Annotated in this window: 12 protein-coding genes; 7 read left to right on the top strand and 5 right to left on the bottom strand. The window is 72.6% G+C overall.

Features of this window, described 5'->3' with window-relative positions; all coding sequences use genetic code 11:
* Positions 1-71 precede the first annotated feature (71 nt).
* The 3 genes from HZZ10_RS01610 to pth all read left to right on the top strand — a co-directional run bounded on the left by HZZ10_RS01610 (position 72) and on the right by pth (position 2,463).
* The gene (locus tag HZZ10_RS01610) at positions 72-722 is read left to right on the top strand and encodes an SIMPL domain-containing protein (protein WP_179912153.1); all 651 of its coding nucleotides are present in this window, start codon (positions 72-74) and stop codon (positions 720-722) included.
* A 225-nt stretch (positions 723-947) separates the two neighbouring features.
* The gene (locus HZZ10_RS01605; RefSeq protein ID WP_056128566.1) at positions 948-1,568 is read left to right on the top strand and encodes a 50S ribosomal protein L25/general stress protein Ctc; all 621 of its coding nucleotides are present in this window, start codon (positions 948-950) and stop codon (positions 1,566-1,568) included.
* Between the two features lie 295 nt (positions 1,569-1,863).
* Positions 1,864-2,463 (top strand): aminoacyl-tRNA hydrolase, encoded by a 600-nt coding sequence (gene pth, locus HZZ10_RS01600; protein WP_179912176.1) that lies wholly within the window; start codon positions 1,864-1,866, stop codon positions 2,461-2,463.
* 149 nt (positions 2,464-2,612) lie between these two features.
* On the opposite strand, the gene cycA is transcribed toward pth, so the two are convergent.
* Genes cycA through murQ form a run of 3 tightly spaced genes read right to left on the bottom strand, consistent with a single transcriptional unit; the run spans position 2,613 to position 6,103 of the window.
* A complete protein-coding gene (cycA, locus tag HZZ10_RS01595; protein WP_179912152.1) occupies positions 2,613-4,073 on the bottom strand; it encodes a D-serine/D-alanine/glycine transporter in 1,461 nt (486 codons plus the stop codon).
* 58 nt (positions 4,074-4,131) lie between these two features.
* Positions 4,132-5,166: an N-acetylglucosamine kinase gene (locus HZZ10_RS01590; RefSeq protein ID WP_179912151.1), complete on the bottom strand. Its 1,035-nt coding sequence runs from the start codon at positions 5,164-5,166 to the stop codon at positions 4,132-4,134.
* 4 nt (positions 5,167-5,170) lie between these two features.
* The gene (murQ, locus tag HZZ10_RS01585; RefSeq protein WP_179912150.1) at positions 5,171-6,103 is read right to left on the bottom strand and encodes an N-acetylmuramic acid 6-phosphate etherase; all 933 of its coding nucleotides are present in this window, start codon (positions 6,101-6,103) and stop codon (positions 5,171-5,173) included.
* A gap of 183 nt (positions 6,104-6,286) precedes the next feature.
* On the opposite strand from murQ, the gene HZZ10_RS19115 reads away from it, so the two are divergent.
* The 4 genes from HZZ10_RS19115 to HZZ10_RS01570 are packed head-to-tail and all read left to right on the top strand — an operon-like array spanning position 6,287 to position 13,074.
* Positions 6,287-8,047, top strand: coding sequence for a glycoside hydrolase family 3 protein (locus HZZ10_RS19115; protein WP_218928310.1), 1,761 nt, complete (start codon positions 6,287-6,289; stop codon positions 8,045-8,047).
* The gene (locus HZZ10_RS01580; protein ID WP_218928309.1) at positions 8,044-9,204 is read left to right on the top strand and encodes an exo-beta-N-acetylmuramidase NamZ family protein; all 1,161 of its coding nucleotides are present in this window, start codon (positions 8,044-8,046) and stop codon (positions 9,202-9,204) included. Before HZZ10_RS19115 ends, HZZ10_RS01580 begins: the two co-directional genes overlap by 4 nt.
* Before the next feature lie 19 nt (positions 9,205-9,223).
* A complete protein-coding gene (locus tag HZZ10_RS01575) occupies positions 9,224-10,144 on the top strand; it encodes a MurR/RpiR family transcriptional regulator (RefSeq protein ID WP_056128583.1) in 921 nt (306 codons plus the stop codon).
* Positions 10,145-10,176: 32 nt separating this feature from the next.
* Positions 10,177-13,074, top strand: coding sequence for an FAD-binding and (Fe-S)-binding domain-containing protein (locus HZZ10_RS01570; protein WP_179912149.1), 2,898 nt, complete (start codon positions 10,177-10,179; stop codon positions 13,072-13,074).
* Between the two features lie 136 nt (positions 13,075-13,210).
* On the opposite strand, the gene HZZ10_RS01565 is transcribed toward HZZ10_RS01570, so the two are convergent.
* Both HZZ10_RS01565 and HZZ10_RS01560 read right to left on the bottom strand, forming a co-directional pair.
* Positions 13,211-15,040, bottom strand: coding sequence for a glycoside hydrolase family 2 protein (locus HZZ10_RS01565; RefSeq protein ID WP_179912148.1), 1,830 nt, complete (start codon positions 15,038-15,040; stop codon positions 13,211-13,213).
* 165 nt (positions 15,041-15,205) lie between these two features.
* Complete coding sequence (locus HZZ10_RS01560; RefSeq protein ID WP_082543753.1) at positions 15,206-16,216, bottom strand: LacI family DNA-binding transcriptional regulator; 1,011 nt, start codon at positions 16,214-16,216, stop codon at positions 15,206-15,208.
* Between the last annotated feature and the right edge of the window lie 195 nt (positions 16,217-16,411).

The raw sequence follows: 16,411 nt of genomic DNA, 5'->3' as shown, positions 1-16,411 counted from the left end.
GGGGCGCCGGGCGTCGCGCGTGCTGCGGGGCTGCTCTCGCGGTCGGTGGGCGTGAGGGGGAGGATGGGCGGATGGGGAAGACGCGCAGGTCTGAGGGGATCACCGTGACCGGGACGGGCAGCGCCGCGGCGGTGCCTGACGTGGTCGACGTCGAGCTCGGGGCGGAGGCCACGGCTCGCGACGTGCAGGAGGCCCTCGACACCGCAGCCGCGGGGCTCGACTCGGCGCGGTCGGCCCTCGCCGACCACGGGGTGGCTGCGGCGGACCTGCAGACCGCGCAGACCTCTACCTGGACCGAGAACCGTGAGGGTGGCGAGCAGGTCACCACGGCCCGCCTCACGCTGCGCGCCCGGGTGCGTGACGTCGACGCGGCGGGGGAGTGCGTGCGCGCAGCCCTGGCCGCAGCCGGGCCGGTCGCGCGGCTCGAGTCGATGCACGTGGTCGTGGGTGATACCGAGGTGCTGGTCCGGGCGGCTCGCGAGGCGGCCTTCCGCGACGCCCACGCCGTCGCCGAGCAGCTGGCGACCCTCGCCGGGCGGACGCTGGGCCGGGTGGTCGAGGTCCTCGACGGTGCTCCCGCAGGTGGCGGTCCACGGCCGATGGCGATGCGTGCGGACGCGATGGCCGCGAAGATCGGGGTCGACCCGGGGACCCAGGAGGTCTCGGCGAGCGTCACGGTCCGCTGGGAGTTCGACTCTGGAGCCTCCCAGCCTGTACAGTGACCAGGTTGCCTCGGCGAGGGACGTCTGACGGGCCGGAATGCTCCGGAACGTCGAGACTCCGTGATCGACTGGGCGGTCCGCTCCCGCGCGTCCGTCTGTCGTCTGCGCCGTAGAGCACCGCCCGTTTCCTGGTGAGGCAGCTTCTCTCGCACCACGTGCCGCTCCAGGTCACAGCCGAAGGTATCCCACTGGCCGTCGGCCCATCATCTGTCCCAGGAGTTCCACGTGTCTGACAACAACAAGCTCGTCGCCGAGGCCCGCACCGAGTTCGGCAAGGGCGCCGCACGCCGCACCCGCCGCAACAACCAGATCCCCGCCGTCCTCTACGGCCACGGCACGGCCCCCGTCCACGTCGCCCTCCCCGGCCACCAGACGATGCTCGCGCTGAAGCAGTCGAACGCTCTCTTCGAGATCGAGCTCGACGGCACCACGCAGTTCGCCCTCGCGAAGGACGTCCAGCGCGACCCGGTCAAGAACGTCATCGAGCACGTCGACCTCCTCATCGTCAAGAAGGGCGAGAAGGTCGAGGTCGAGGTCAACGTGCACGTCACCGGCGAGCCCGTCCCCGGCACCATCCACATCGTGCAGTCGCAGACGGTCGTCCTCGAGGCCCTCGCCACGAACCTCCCCGAGTGGATCGAGGCTGACGTCACCGGCCGCGAGGCCGGCACGGTCATCACCGCGGGCGACCTCGTCCTCCCCGAGGGCTCGGCCCTCATCACCGAGGCCGACGCCGACGTCGTGCTCATCTCGGTCCCGCAGGACAACTCCGCTGACGACGAGGCCGCTGCTGAGGTCTCCGCACAGCAGGCCGCCGCGTCGGCATCGGCCGCCGAGAGCGAGTGAACGACCTGACCCTTCAGGCTCCGGCCTGATCTGTCGACGGAGCGCCCGGTACCCTTCTGGTGCCGGGCGCTCTGGCGTCTGCGTGCGCACCTCGCGGTGATGCGCACCGCGGCCTCACGAGAGGCCCGACGAGCACGGCACCGCCGCTGCACGACAGCGCCGGGCAGACGAGCAGGGTGGCGCCGAGCAGACTGACGACACGCAGAGCCGTGGTGGGCAGAGTGGCGGCGAGCAGAGTGGCGATGAGCAGCGTGATGACGAGCAGCGTGACGACGAGCAGAGAGATGTGGACACGATGACAGACGGGCTGTGGCTTGTCGTGGGGCTCGGCAACCCCGGGACGCAGTACGCGGGGAACCGCCACAACGTCGGGCAGATGGTGCTCGACGAGCTGGCCTCGCGGCACGGTGGCTCGTTCTCCGCGCACAGGTCCCGCGCGAGCGTGGCGGAGGTGCGCCTCGGCGTCCTGCCCGGCGGTGTCCCGGGGCCGCGCGTGGTCCTCGCGAAGCCCTCGACGTACATGAACACCTCGGGCGGTCCTGTCGCCGGTCTCGCCCAGTACTTCCAGGTCGAGCCTGACCACGTGCTGGTCGTCCACGACGAGCTCGACATCCCCTTCGGCGACGTCCGCTGCAAGATCGGCGGCGGCGAGGGCGGGCACAACGGTCTGCGCGACATCAGCAAGGCTCTCGGGACCAAGGACTACCTCCGGGTCCGCACGGGGATCGGCCGGCCTCCGGGCCGGATGGACACCGCGGACTTCGTGCTCAAGGACTTCGGGACGGTCGAGCGCAAGGAGCTCCCGTTCCTGATCGACACGAGCGCCGACGCCGTCGAGATGGTCGTCACCGAAGGTCTCGAGAAGGCCCAGATGGCCTTCCACACCAAGAAGTAGCCCTGGCCTGACGCCACGACACCTGCAGACGACGATGCCCGGACCCCGTACGGGGTCCGGGCATCTTCGTGCGGGTGCGGGTGCGGGTGCGGGTGCGGGTGCTCCTGCCGGCGAGCCCCAGCCGGAGTGGGGGGCTCGCGCGCCCGAGGTCAGACGGCCGTCGTCCCGTCGGGCGCCGCGACCGACGCCCGTCCGCCGCGCCCACGGCGCCGCATGACGGCCCACGCGACACCGAGGACCACGAACCATGCGGGCGTGACGAGCAGCGCGTCTCGGGTGTCCTTCTCGAGCAGCAGCACGACGATCATCGCGGCGAAGAAGGCCAGGACCACCCAGCACATGACCACCCCGCCGGGCATGCGGAAGGCCGAGGACTCGTGGAGCTCCGGGCGGTCGCGGCGGTAGCGCAGATAGCTGACGATGATCATCGTCCACACGAACATGAAGAGGACCGACGAGACCGTCGTGACGAGCGTGAAGGCGTCGACGACGCTCTTGCCCGTGTAGAGCAGCGCGACCCCCGGCACGAGGCACGCGCACGAGAAGATCAGCCCGCGCGACGGGACGTGGTTCTTCGAGAGCCGCCCGAAGCTGCGGGGCGCCTCGTCCTCCTGCGCGAGGCCGTACATCATCCGCGAGGTCGAGAAGATCCCGCTGTTCGCCGACGACGCGGCCGAGGTGAGCACCACGAAGTTCACGACGGCTGCCGCGGCGGGCAGCCCGGCGAGGGCGAACATGGCGACGAAGGGGCTCTCGTCGGGGGAGATGCTGCGCCACGGCGTGACGGCCATGATGACGAAGAGCGCCCCGAGGTAGAACAGCACGATGCGGATGGGGATCGAGTTGATCGCCCGCGGCAGGTTCTTCTCGGGGTCCTTGGTCTCTGCGGCGGCCGTGCCGACGAGCTCGATGCCGACGAAGGCGAAGAGGGCGATCTGGAACCCGGCGAGGAACCCGCTGACCCCGTGCGGGAAGAACCCGCCGTCCGAGTACAGGTTCGTCAGGGTGGCCTCCGAGCCGTCGGGCGACTGGAAGGCGATCGCGACGAGCACGATCCCGGTGGCCACCAGGGCGACGATGGCGACGATCTTGATGATGGCGAACCAGAACTCGAGCTCGCCGAAGAGTCGCACGGCCACGAGGTTGAGCCCGAGCAGCAGCAGGATGGTCGCGAGGGCCGGGATCCAGCGGGCCAGGTCGGGCGCCCAGAAGGCCATGTACCCGGAGATGGCGACGATGTCGGCGATCCCGGTGACGATCCAGCAGAACCAGTACGTCCACCCCGTGAAGAACCCGGCCCACGGACCGAGGATGTCCGAGGTGATGTCGCGGAAGGACTTGTAGCCCAGGTTGGACAGCAACAGCTCACCGAGGGCCCGCATGACGAAGAACAGCATGAAGCCGATGACCGCGTAGACGAGCAGCACCGACGGACCGGCGAGCGAGATGGTCTTGCCCGAGCCCATGAACAGGCCCGTGCCGATGGCCCCGCCGATGGCGATGAGCTGCAGGTGCCGGTTGGAGAGTGCGCGCTCGAGCTGTGGCTCTCCGGTGGCAGGGCTCGTCGGGGTGCTGTGCTGGCGTGACGTGGGGTCTGCCTCGCGGGTCATGCTGCCTCCGCTCGTCGGCGCCAGCGGGTGCGCTGACGCGCCTTGGGGTCGTGGCAGCCTAGGTCTGCGGACTCGCCTCACCCGCTGCTGTCCAGGATGTGACCCTTGTGCGGAGCGTGGAGAGCGTCTCGGGAGCCAGGTCCGGGCCGCCTGCAGCCCTGACGGCGAGCCGCAGCGCACCGACCACGGGCGCGAGCGCGTCGTGGACAGCACCTGGAGCGAGGTCGAGGTCGTGGGCGAGCCTGCGGCCGACCTCGGACCTGACGGGGCCGGGTGCTGTGAGCAGCCCTCCGGCGAGCACCAGCTCGGCCGGGCGGCGCGGCGTGCGCAGGCGTCCCGGTCCGAGGGTGTCGGTCAGTGCTGCGTGGGCTGTGCGGACGAGGGCGTCGACACCTTCGTCGACCACCTGCTGGGCCACGGTGTCGCCGGCAGCTGCTGTGGTGAGGACGAGCGGCGCGAGCCCCCCGTGCTCCGAGACGGCGAGGGGGTAGACCGCTGCGACGAGGCCCTGGCGCGGGTCGTCGAGCGGGTCGACCCCGTGGTGCTCAAGGACGAGAGAGGTGAGCGCTGTCGCGGGACCACGGCCGTCGAGGTCGGCGGCTGCGGCCTCGAGGGCTCGACGTCCGAACCACACGGCCGACCCGACGTCGCCGAGCAACCAGCCCGTCCCGTCGCAGCGGCCGACCGTCACGAGGTCCTCGACCGAGCAGGCGACCGCCCCGGTCCCGGCGAGCAGGAGCAGGCCGGTGGTCCCCGTCGCCGCCGAGGCGAAGGCGATGTCGAGGTCGGTGCGGACCTCGACGGGGCCGTTCACCCCGACGCCCTCGAGGGCGGTCGTGCAGAGTGCCGTCACCGTGCCGACGGCCGCGGGTCCTGCCCCCGAGACGCCGAGGTGGCTGGCGCGCACGTGGGAGGGGTCGTGGCCGGTGAGTGCCCGCCCGAGGGTCTGGCGGAGCGTCGTGCCGAGGTCTGCGGGGGAGGAGCGGATGTTGCCGCCCGGTCCGGTCTCGTAGGCCATGAGCTGGCCCGTGGTGGTCGCGAGCGCGACCTTGGTCGACGTGCCGCCGACGTCGGCCCCGATGACGAGGTCCACCTGCCTACCGCCCTTCGATCACAGTCCGCAGACGCCCGTCGGCGTCCGCCAGCCACCGCTCGGCCGTCGGCCTGTCGACGCCGTGCACGAGCATCGCCGCGGCGACCTTGACGTGCCCGCCCGAGGCGGCGAGGGCGGAGTCTGCGGTCTGCGGGTCGACCGCAGCGATCTGCTCGACCAGCCTCCGGGCCCTGACCCGCAGCTTGGCGTTGGTCGCGGCGACGTCGACCATGAGGTTGCCATAGGTCTTGCCGAGCCGCACCATGCTCACTGTCGAGATCATGTTGAGGACCTGCTTCTGCGCCGACCCCGCCTTGAGTCGGGTCGAGCCCGAGACGATCTCCGGGCCGACGACGACCTCGATCGCGAGCTCGGCGACGGTGCTCAGCTCGGCCCCGGCGTTGCACGAGACCCCGACGGTGAGCGCACCGACGGAGCGGGCGGCCTCGATGGCCGCGAGCACGTAGGGGGTCCGACCCGAGGCCGTCAGCCCGACCACCGCGTCGGCCGCCGTGACGAGGTGCTCGTCGACGAGCGCGGCCCCGGCTGCGGTGTCGTCCTCCGCGCCCTCGACGGCGTCCCGGAGGGCTGCAGGTCCGCCGGCGATGATCCCCTGGACTGTCTCCGGGTCGGTCGAGAAGGTCGGCGGGCACTCCGAGGCGTCCAGGACGCCGAGCCGGCCGGGTGTCCCGGCGCCGACGTAGAGGATGCGCCCGCCGGCGCGCACCCTGTCGACGATCTGCTCGATGGCCTCGGTGATCTGGGGGAGCGCCGCGCGGACGGCGACGGGGACCTCAGCCTCGGCGTCGTTCATCGCGGCGGTGAGCGCCGCGACGTCCAGGGTGTCGAGGTCGCTGTATCGGGGGTCGAGGGACTCGGTGGTGAGCGTGCTCAGGTCGATCTCCGCGCCCGCGCCGGTCGCGCCCGTCGTGTCCACAGCTGCTCCTCGTCGGTCTATGTATGTGATTGCCGAGCCTATAGCAATCTTGGTAAATATGTTACCGTCGGGATGTCGTGGAGGGTGGGGTCCACCCACGCGCAGACCGCCCTGTCGGACGCGCAGGACCTGCCTCCCCTCGACCCATGGACATCTCACCTCGCACCGACGGAGACTGCGCTCGTGACTCAGCACCCCGGAACGGCTCAGACTGGACCGTCGTCGACCCGGGCCTTCGCCCGCGGGGCAGCAGCCCCCGGTGCAGCCGCCCCCGGTGCAGCAGCCCCCGGTGCAGCCGCCCCGGGACCAGCCGAGGCCAGCCCTGCCGAGCCCGGAGACGTAGTCCGCAGCGGTGATGCTGCCACCAGCGAGGACCCTGCCGCCACCGTGGACGCCGTCGACGGCTGGGACGATGCGCAGCTCGTGGGCCAGCTGTTCAGCCTCGCGGTCGGGACCCACTCCGCGCGGGGCATCACCGTCGACGAGCCCGACAGTCCTGACGACTCGGTCACCACTGCCGACGGCGGCCACCCCGCCGCGACCGACGGTGTGCGGCGCACCCCCGTCGACGCCCTCGCCGACCTCGTCGCCGCCCGCCACATCGGCGGCGTCTGCTATTTTCCCGAGACGGCCGAGGGCGACTCGCCTGACGCGATCCGTCACCTCGTCCGTCGCCTGCAGCAGGCCGCGAGCGCGCCTCTGCTGGTCAGCGCCGACCAGGAGAACGGCACGGTCAGCCGCCTGCGCCAGGGCAGCACCCGGCTGCCCTCCGCGCAGGCGCTGGCCGCCGCCGACGACGTCGCGCTCACGGAGGAGGTCGCCCGGACGAGCGGGACCGAGCTGCGCGCGACAGGGATCCGGCACGCCTTCGCCCCGGTCGCCGACCTCGCCGTCGAGCCGCGCAACCCCGTCATCGGGGTGCGCTCGCCGGGCGCCGACCCGCAGGCCGCAGCGCGCCAGGTGTCCGCGACGGTGCGCGGGCTGGCCGCGGCCGGTGTCGCCTCGACCCTCAAGCACTTCCCGGGCCACGGCAGCACCACGGTCGACTCCCATCTCGGGCTGCCGGTCCTCGAGCTCACCCGGGACGCGTGGGAACGTCAGGAGCGGGCGGTCTTCGCCGCCGGGATCGCCGCGGGAGTCGACGCCGTGATGATCGGGCACCTGGTGTTCCCCGCCGTCGACGCCGGGACCCCGGCCACCTACTCACGTGCCGTGGTCACCGGAGAGCTGCGCGAGGCTCTCGGCTTCGACGGGGTGATCGTCACCGACGCCCTCGACATGGCCGGCGCGCAGCTGGCCGACGGACCTGGCGCGGGCGCTGTCGCCGCGCTCGCCGCAGGGGTCGACCAGCTGCTCATGCCCGGTGACCCCGAGGCGGCGATCGACGCCGTCCTGGCGGCGCTCGCGGACGGCGTGCTCTCCCGCGACGCGCTGCGCGACTCCGCCCGGCGCATCCTCAGGCTCAAGGAGCGGCTGGGGCTGGCCGGCGACGGGATCGACGTCGAGGCACCGCTCGCGACACCGCAGCACGCGAGCACGGCGGAGCGGGCGGCCCGCGCCTCCCTCGTGTGGCGAGACCCGTCGACCACCTGGGTGCTAGACCCTGGGGCCCCGGGGACGCGAGTCCTCGTCGTCGGTCTGCGGACCGACCCGCAGCTGCGAGGTGTCGACGTGAGCGCCGTCCTCGCCGACAGGCTCGGCGCTGCCGGGGCGCAGGTCTGGACCGAACCTCTCGACGACGACCCTGACACGATCCTGGCTGCCGCGACCCGGGGCTTCGGCGGGTCGACGCCGGACGTCCTCGTCATCGCGACGCGCGACGCCTGGCGCGACCCCGAGCAGTCCCGCCACCTCGGCCGGCTGCTCGCGCTCGGCGTGACGTCGCCGACCCCACGCTCGTCGGCGGGACACGCTGGGGCCTGGTCACCAACGACACCGCGGTGACGGCCGATCTCCGGCTCACCGCGATCGCGCTCCAGGACGCCGGGGCCCCGCTCGTCGCGCTCTTCGGCCCCGAGCACGGTCTGCGCGGCGCCGCGCAGGCCGGGGCGAGCGACGACCTCGGGCTCGACGAGGCCACGGGTCTCCCCGTCTACGACACCTACCTGGCCGCGGACGAGGCACTCGACGCGATGCTGCTGGCCTCGGGGATCGACACGCTCCTGGTCGACCTCCCTGACATCGGGGTGCGCTACTACACCTACGTGTGGACGCTCGTCGACTGCCTCCGGTCGGCGGCCCGCGTGGGCATCGACCTGGTCGTCCTTGACAGGCCAAACCCGCTCGGCGGTCTCGCGGTCGAGGGGCCCGACCTCGACCCGGCCTTCGCCAGCTTTGTCGGACGGGTGCCCGTCCCGCAGCGCCACGGGCTCACCGCCGGTGAGCTCGCGCTCGCGGTCCGCGCTGACGACGCCGCAGCCGGCCTGCCGACAGGGCCCGTGCGGGTCGTCGAGCTCGAGGGCTGGACCCGCGACATGCTCTGGGCGGCCACCGGGCTGCCGTGGGTGATGCCCTCGCCCAACATGCCGACTCCCGAGACGGCCCTCGTCTACGCGGGGACCGGGATCGTCGAGGGGACCACGCTCTCGGAGGGTCGCGGCACCACCCGGCCCTTCGAGATCGTCGGGGCACCGTGGGTCGACGCACGGCTCGCACCAGCCCTCACGGCGCTCGAGCTGCCCGGTGTGCTGTTCCGTCCCACGACCTTCACGCCCACCTTCCACGCCTTCGCGGGGGAGGTCGTGCGCGGGGTCCAGGTCCACGTGAGCGACCCCGTGGCCTTCGAGCCCGTCCGGACCGGGGTGCTGCTCGTCGAGACCGTCGCGAGGCTGTACCCCGAGGACTTCGGCTGGCGGCTGCCCGAGCCCGCAGAGCCCGCTGTCCAGGACGGTTCGGCCCAGGACGGTTCTGCGGGTCCGGGACGTGAAGGGCCGTCGGGCACCGGGGCCGCGGGCCCGTCCGAGGTCCTGCCCGGTCGCCGTCCCTTCGTCGACCTGCTGTGGGGCTCGGACGCGCTGCGCACGACTGTCGACGCCGGGGTCCCCGTGTCGACGCTGCTGGCCCCGCGGAGCCACCGGCCCGACGCTGTCCTGCTCTACTGATCGAAGGTAAGTTTCCTTCATGACGACAGAGCACGCCGCGCCCGGGACCACGGACCCCGCCGTCCCGCTGACTGTGCGCATCCGGGGTCTGCTGCCCGACCTCCAGCCCGCGATCCGACGCGTCGCCGAGCAGATCCTCGCCCGCCCCGCCGAGGTCGCCGCGATGACCATCTCCGACCTCGCCGACGCCTGCGACACCTCCGAGACGACCGTCGTGAGGTTCTGCCGAGAGCTCGGCGTGCGGGGCTACCCGCAGCTGCGCCTCGCCCTCGCCTCCGAGATGGGTGGGCGCTCGCGGACCGACGCCGCCTTCGAGCTCTCCGGTGACATCGCCCCCGGCGACGACCTCGCCTCGGTCGTCGAGAAGATCTCGTACGCCGACGCCCGCTCGGTCGAGGACACCGCCAAGGCCCTGTCGATCACCGAGCTCGAGGCCGTCGTGCACGCGCTCATCGCCGCCGACCGCTGCGACATCTACGGCGTCGGGGCGTCGAGCATCGTCGCCGCGGACCTCCAGCAGAAGCTGCACAGGATCGGGCAGGTCGCGTTCTCCTTCCCCGACCCCCACCAGGCGCTCGTCTCCGCCGCGCTCCTCGACGAGCGGGGCATCGCGATCGCCATCTCGCACTCGGGCCTGACGGCCGACACCATCGACTCCCTCGCCCTGGCCCGTGCCAACGGGGCGGTGACCGTGGCGATCACCAACGCCCCCAGGTCGCCGCTGGCCCGCGAGGCCGACCACGTCCTCACCACGGCGGCACGCGAGACCACGTTCCGCTCGGGCGCGACAGGCAGCCGGCTCGCCCAGCTCACCGTCGTCGACTGCCTGTTCGTCGGGGTCGCCCAGCAGACCTACGAGCGCAGCCTCGACGCGCTCCAGGTCACCTACGACGCGGTCCGCGACCGCCGACAGCCCACGCGCAGGCCGCAACGGACCTGACGACGTCCTAGACCCGCACCACCGGAGGACCCATGACCGCCCAGGCGCCAGCCCGCACGACCCCCGACGACGCCCCCGAGGTGGTCGCCGCGGAGCTGCGAGACGCGCTGCGGGCGCAGTTCGCCGCCGATCAGCTGCACCTGCGGCCGATCGACCTCGCGGCCAGGGCCCACGACGCCTCGCACGTGCTGCTGGTCCCCGACGCCGTCGTCACCGCGCAGTCGGTCGACGACGTGGTCGCGGCCCTCCGGCTGGCATCGGCGGCTGGGCGGCCGGTGACCTTCCGCTCGGGCGGCACGAGCCTCTCCGGGCAGGCGAGCGGGACAGGGCTCCAGGTCGACACCCGGGCCGGGTTCCGCGACGTCGAGGTGCTCGACGGGGGCCGCCTGGTCCGCTGCGGCCCAGGCGCGACGATCCGGTCGGTCAACGCGCGCCTCGCCCCGTACCGCCGCCGCCTCGGCCCTGACCCGGCGAGCGAGGTCGCCTGCACAGTCGGCGGGGTGGTCGCCAACAACTCCTCGGGGATGGCCTGCGGCACCGAGGCCAGCACCTACGCGACCCTCGACTCCCTCGTCGTCGTGCTGCCCTCGGGCACCGTGCTCGACACCGGCCACCCGGACGCCGACGCCCGGCTGGAGAGCGCCGAGCCCGCCCTGCACGCAGGGCTCCTGCACCTGCGAGACCGGGTCCGGCGCGACGCGGTCTCGGTCGAGCGCATCAGGCACCTGTTCTCCATGAAGAACACCATGGGGTACTCCGTCAACGCCTTCCTCGACCACGACACCCCCGTCGCGATCCTCGAGCACCTGCTCGTGGGGTCCGAGGGCACCCTCGGCTTCGTCGCGCAGGCGACCTTCCGCACGGTCCCGGTCCTCCCGCTCGCCGCCACAGGGCTGCTCGTGTTCGCCACCCTCACCGACGCGACCGACGCCCTCGGAGCGCTCACCCGCGCCGGCGCGCGGACCCTCGAGCTCATGGACACCGCATCGCTGCGCGTCGTCCAGCCCTCCCTCGCCCCGACGGACCCGGTGCGCTCCCTCGTCCTCGACGGCCACACCGCGCTCCTGCTCGAGCTCCAGGCTGACGACGCCGAGGCGCTCGCAGCCGTGACAGCCCGCGTCGACGAGGTCGCGGCGCAGCTCCCGCTCGCCCTGCCCGTCTCGCTCACCGTCGACCCGGCCGAGCGTGCCGCGCTGTGGACGCTGCGCAAGGGGCTCTACACAGCCGTCGCTGGAGCCCGTCCTGTCGGCACCACGGCCCTCCTCGAAGACGTGGTCGTCCCGGTGCCAGCGCTGAGCGCGACCATGACCGAGCTCGATGCCCTCTTCGACCGCCACGGCTACGACGACGCCGTCGTCTTCGGCCACGCCAAGGACGGCAACCTGCACTTCATGATCAGCCCGCGGCTCGACGACCCCGCAGAGCTGAGAGCCTTCGAGGCCTTCACCGAGGACCTCGTCGAGCTCGTGCTCCGCCAGGGCGGGTCCCTCAAGGCCGAGCACGGGACCGGGCGGGTCATGGCACCCTTCGTCGAGTGCCAGTACGGTCCCGAGCTGTTCGCGGTGATGACCGGGGTGAAGGAGCTCTTCGACCCGGAGCGCCTGCTCAACCCCGGCGTGGTCCTCCCGGACAGCCCCCGCGCGCACCTCGAGCACCTCAAGCTCGTCCCGCAGGTCGACCCGAGGGTCGACGCCTGCGTCGAGTGCGGGTACTGCGAGCCCGTCTGCCCCTCGAAGGACCTCACCGTCACACCCCGCCAGCGCATCGTCCTGCTCCGGACGATGGCCGCAGCCGGACCCGACGAGCGCGCCGCGATCGGGGAGGACTTCGGCTACGACGCCGTCGACCTCTGCGCCGCCGACTCCCTGTGCGTCACGGCCTGCCCTGTCGGCATCGACACCGGGAAGGTCATGAAGTCCTTCCGCGCCGAGCGGGCAGGCGGCAGCGGCAGCCCTGCCCAGCGCGCCGGAGACCTCGCTGCCCGGCACTGGGGCGCTGTCGGTGCAGCCGCCCGCGCCGGGCTCGCCGTGGCAGCACCCCTGCCCGGAGGCGTGCTCGGCGCCGTCACGGCAGCTGCCCGCTCGGTGCTCCCGCACGAGCTCGTCCCGAGCGCCTCGGGTGACCTCCCAGGCCCGGGCCGCCGCCGCAGGGGAGGACAGCGGGGATCAGGAGTCCCTGAGGTCGTGCTCTTCCCCAGCTGCGTCGGCGGCATCTTCGCCGCCGAGCGCGGCGCCGACGGGCTGCTCGAGAGCGCCGAAGGAGCCTTCGTGTCCCTCTGCGACCGAGCGGGCGCTGCTGTCGTCGTCCCCGACGCCGTCGACGGCCTGTGCTGCGGCACGGTCTGGCAGTCCAAGGGCCTCACCGACGGGCACCGCACGATGGCGTACTCCACGGTCGCCGCGCTGTGGGAGACCAGCGACGGCGGCAGGCTCCCCGTCGTCACCGACGCGAGCTCGTGCACCCACGGCCTGCGCGATCTCGGCAGCCAGCTCGACGGCACCTGGACAGAGCGCTTCGACAGGCTGCGCATCGTCGATGCCGTGACCTTCGTCCGCGAGTCCCTGCTCGCCCGGCTGACCGTGACCCAGCGCCTGCGCACAGCAGCCGTGCACCCCACCTGCTCGACGGTCCACCTGGGGATCGTCGAGGACCTCGTCGCACTTGCCGGGGTCGTCGCGAGCGAGGTGCTCGTCCCGCCCTCGTGGGGGTGCTGCGGCTTCGCAGGGGACCGCGGCATGCTGCACCCCGAGCTCACGGCGAGCGCGACGGCGCGCGAGGCTGCCGAGGTCGCAGCCTACGAGGTCGCCCGGGACGGCCGTCTGGACGCCTACGCCTCGGCGAACCGGACGTGCGAGATGGGCATGTCGCGCGCGACGGGCCGCCCCTACGTCCACGTGCTGCAGCTGCTGGAGCGCGCGACCCGGCCATGACGAGGCTGCGCATGACCTGACGTCGTGTCGTGGCGAGCGGCTGCTGCCGTGACGCCGCGCCTGGTCGGCTGTCGTGATGCGGCGCGTGCCCTGGATGTCCTGTCCGGGGCACGCACCGCTGGTACGCGGAGGAGCGTCAGCCGCTGATGATCTGCCGGATGCGCTCGGCGGGGATCTTCGGCTGGCGGTGCTCGTCGACCAGACCGTTCGCCTCTTGCAGGGTGTCGGCGAGCTGGGTGTAGCAGAACCCGGCCAGGTGGGCTCCGCGGACCGCTCCCACGACGGCTGAGAGGTGCGCGTCGAGGTCGTCGGCCGTCCCGACGCGGCTGTAGCCCCAGGTGCTGTCCTCGGCGCCGGCGGCGAAGGTGATCCCGCCGAACTCCGTGAGCATGACCGGCTGACCGCGGTCGGCCTCGCCGGTGAGGCGCATGCGCCGCCCGGCAGGACCGACGCCCTCGAGGAGCGTGGTGAGGGCCGCAGGGTCGCGGTACCGCTCGGCGAGCGCCTCGGGCGAGGCGTCGTAGTCGTGGACCGACCACACGTCAGAGTCTGTGAGCTCCCACCCGTCGTTGGACACCACGGGACGCGTGCCGTCGAGCGCATGGGTGAGGTGCCACAGCGCCTGCGTGTAGTGCTTCATCTGCTCGTCGTGCGCGACGTGCTGGACGCCCCAGCTCTCGTTGATCGGCACCCACGTGACGATGCACGGGTGCGAGGCGTCCCGGTGGATCGCCTCGCTCCACTCCGTGAGCATCCGGCGGACCGCCGTGCCCGAGAACTGGTAGGCGCTCGGCGCCTCTTCCCACACGAGCAGCCCGAGGCGGTCCGCCCAGAACAGGAAGCGCGGGTCTTCGATCTTCTGGTGCACCCGGTTGGCGTTGAAGCCGAGGTCCTTGATGAGCTGGACCTCGGCGCGCAGCGCGTCGGCGCTCGGCGCAGCGAGGTGCGACTGCGGCCAGAAGCCCTGGTTGAGCACAGACCTCACGTAGTACGGACGGTCGTTGAGCAGGAAGTGCCCGCCACCTGTCGACGCCGACCGCAGACCCAGGTACGAGCTCACGCCGTCAGCCGCGGCCGGCGCCTGTCCTGCGGCCGGGACCAGCTGCACGCGCGCGTCGAGCAGCGTCGGATGCTCAGGGCTCCACAGGAGGGTCTCGTAGTCCTGCCCGTTGCGCTGGCGTGGGACCGACATCTGCACGGTGCTGCGCGGCTCGGAGGTCTGGACCGTGACCGAGGCGAGCAGGGACGTCTCGTGGTCGATCTCGACACGGAGGTCGACGGGGGCTGCCGGGCGGCGGTTGAGCTCGACGTCGAGGGTCACGCTCCCGGCGTGCAGGTCTGTCGTCCAGGTGAGGTGCGTGACGTGCAGCTCGGGGACGGCCTCGAGCCACACGGGCTGCCAGATCCCGGACGTGCGGTCGTACCAGATGCTGTGGGCGTCCCGCTGCCAGTCCTGCTTCCCGCGGTGCTGCTCCACGTCGGCGGGGTCGTCGAAGGCGCGGACCACGAGATTCTGCACGGCGCGGTCGGGGTCGATCGCGCGGGTGACGTCGAGCGTGAACGGGGTCGAGCCGCCGATGTGCCCGCCCAGATAGGTGCCGTTGAGCCAGACGTCGGCACGGTGGTCCACGGCTCCCAGGTGCAGCAAGACCGTCGGCATGTCCGCGGACCGTCCGGTGCTGTCGAGGTCGTCGGCGGAGAGGTCGCGGCGGTACCAGAGGACGGGGTGGAAACCGGTGTCTGCGACGCCCGAGGCCGGGGACTCCGGCGGGAAGGGCACGACGACGGTCCGGTCGAAGGACCCCGCGTCGGACCAGCCCGCGGCCAGACCCTCGTCGGCGTCGTCGGTCGCGAGCTGCCAGGTCCCGCAGAGGTCGACCCAGTCGGCACGGACGAGCTGGGGTCGGGGGTAGGTGCCGTCCTGGACGGAGGCGCGGACGAGTGACGGGGCAGCAGATGTGCTCATGACGACAGTATGCGCATTCTTTACAGCGCTGTAAAGGGGTGGAGGGGAGGGCTGTGCCGGCGTCTGAGCGGGCGGGGACGACGCCTGCGGGGCGCGGTCGCCTGCCCGCCGGCTGGCTGAGCCGGGCGTCGGTCCGACGGTCGAGCGGTGCGGCGAGAGGTCGTCTCAGGCCGACGGGGCGCTCTCGCGGACGCTGATCGAGTGCGGTGCGACCACGTGCCGTCCGGCCCCGCGGTACCCGCCGACGCGTTCTTCGAGGAGATCCATCGCGCTGCGCGCCAGGTGGTCGAGGTCGGGGTGGACCGTCGTCAGCGTCGGGTTCGAGAACCGCGTGAGGGTGACGTCGTCCCACCCCGTCACGGCGACGTCGTCGGGGACGCGCACGCCGCGCCTGCGGAGCGCGCTGAGGGCCCCGAGGGCAGCGAGGTCGTCGCGGCAGAAGGCGGCGTCGAACCGCAGCCCGCCGTCGAGCGCGTCGCCGACGGCGCGCTCGGCGGCCTCAGCGCTGATCGCGTCGGTCGCGAGGAGCAGCGCGGGGTCGACCTGTGCGCCCGTCTCGCGCAGCGCTGTCTCGAAGCCGGTGAGCCGCTGACGGGAGGTCGCAGAGAGCCCGTGGGCCTCGTGCCCGACGAAGGCCACCCGGCGCCGGCCGAGGCGCAGCAGGTGCTCGGTGACCTCTCGGGCTGCTGCGGTGTTGTCGATCATCACGGTGTCCACGCCCTCGGGGGCGTCGCCCTCGCCGAGGAGCACCACGGGGGTCGCGGTCGTGTAGCGGGCGAGGTCGTCGAGCGCGATGTGCGACGGCTGGAAGATGATCCCGTCGACCAGCCCGCTCTCGCCGCCGAGGAGGACCGCGCGCTCAGCCTCGACAGACTCGCCGGTCTGCTCGAGCAGCAGCCTGTAGCCCCGGCTCGTCGCCAGTCGGGAGATCGTGCTCGCCAGCTCGGCGAAGTACGGCAGGCTCACGTCGCTCACGGCGAGCGCGAGCGTCCCGGTCCGGCCTGTCGCGAGGCGGCGGGCTGTCGCGTTCGGCCTGTAGCCGAGCGCCTCGATCGAGGCGAGCACCTGGCTGCGCGTGGCGGGGGAGACGTGCGGGTAGTCGTTGACGACGTTGGACACAGTCTTCATCGAGACGCCTGCGTGCTCTGCGACGTCCTGGAGCCGGACCCTGGCCATCGTCCTCCTCGTCGGACCTCGGTGCCGCTGGTCGCGCGACCGTCGGGCAGGGCGGCCGGTCCCGGCGCGCCGCTGGTCAATCTACAGCCGGGCGGCCGAGACCTGTGTGCGCAGACGTCGAGGTCGCGGCAGGTCGGCGGGTGCCCGGGTTCCCAGGAGCGACGGGAGCGACGGGACCGACGGGGACGTGTGCCA

The sequence above is a fragment of the Sanguibacter inulinus genome (assembly GCF_013415325.1).
GTDB lineage: Bacteria > Actinomycetota > Actinomycetes > Actinomycetales > Cellulomonadaceae > Sanguibacter > Sanguibacter inulinus.
This window is presented reverse-complemented; position numbering and strand designations above follow the sequence as displayed.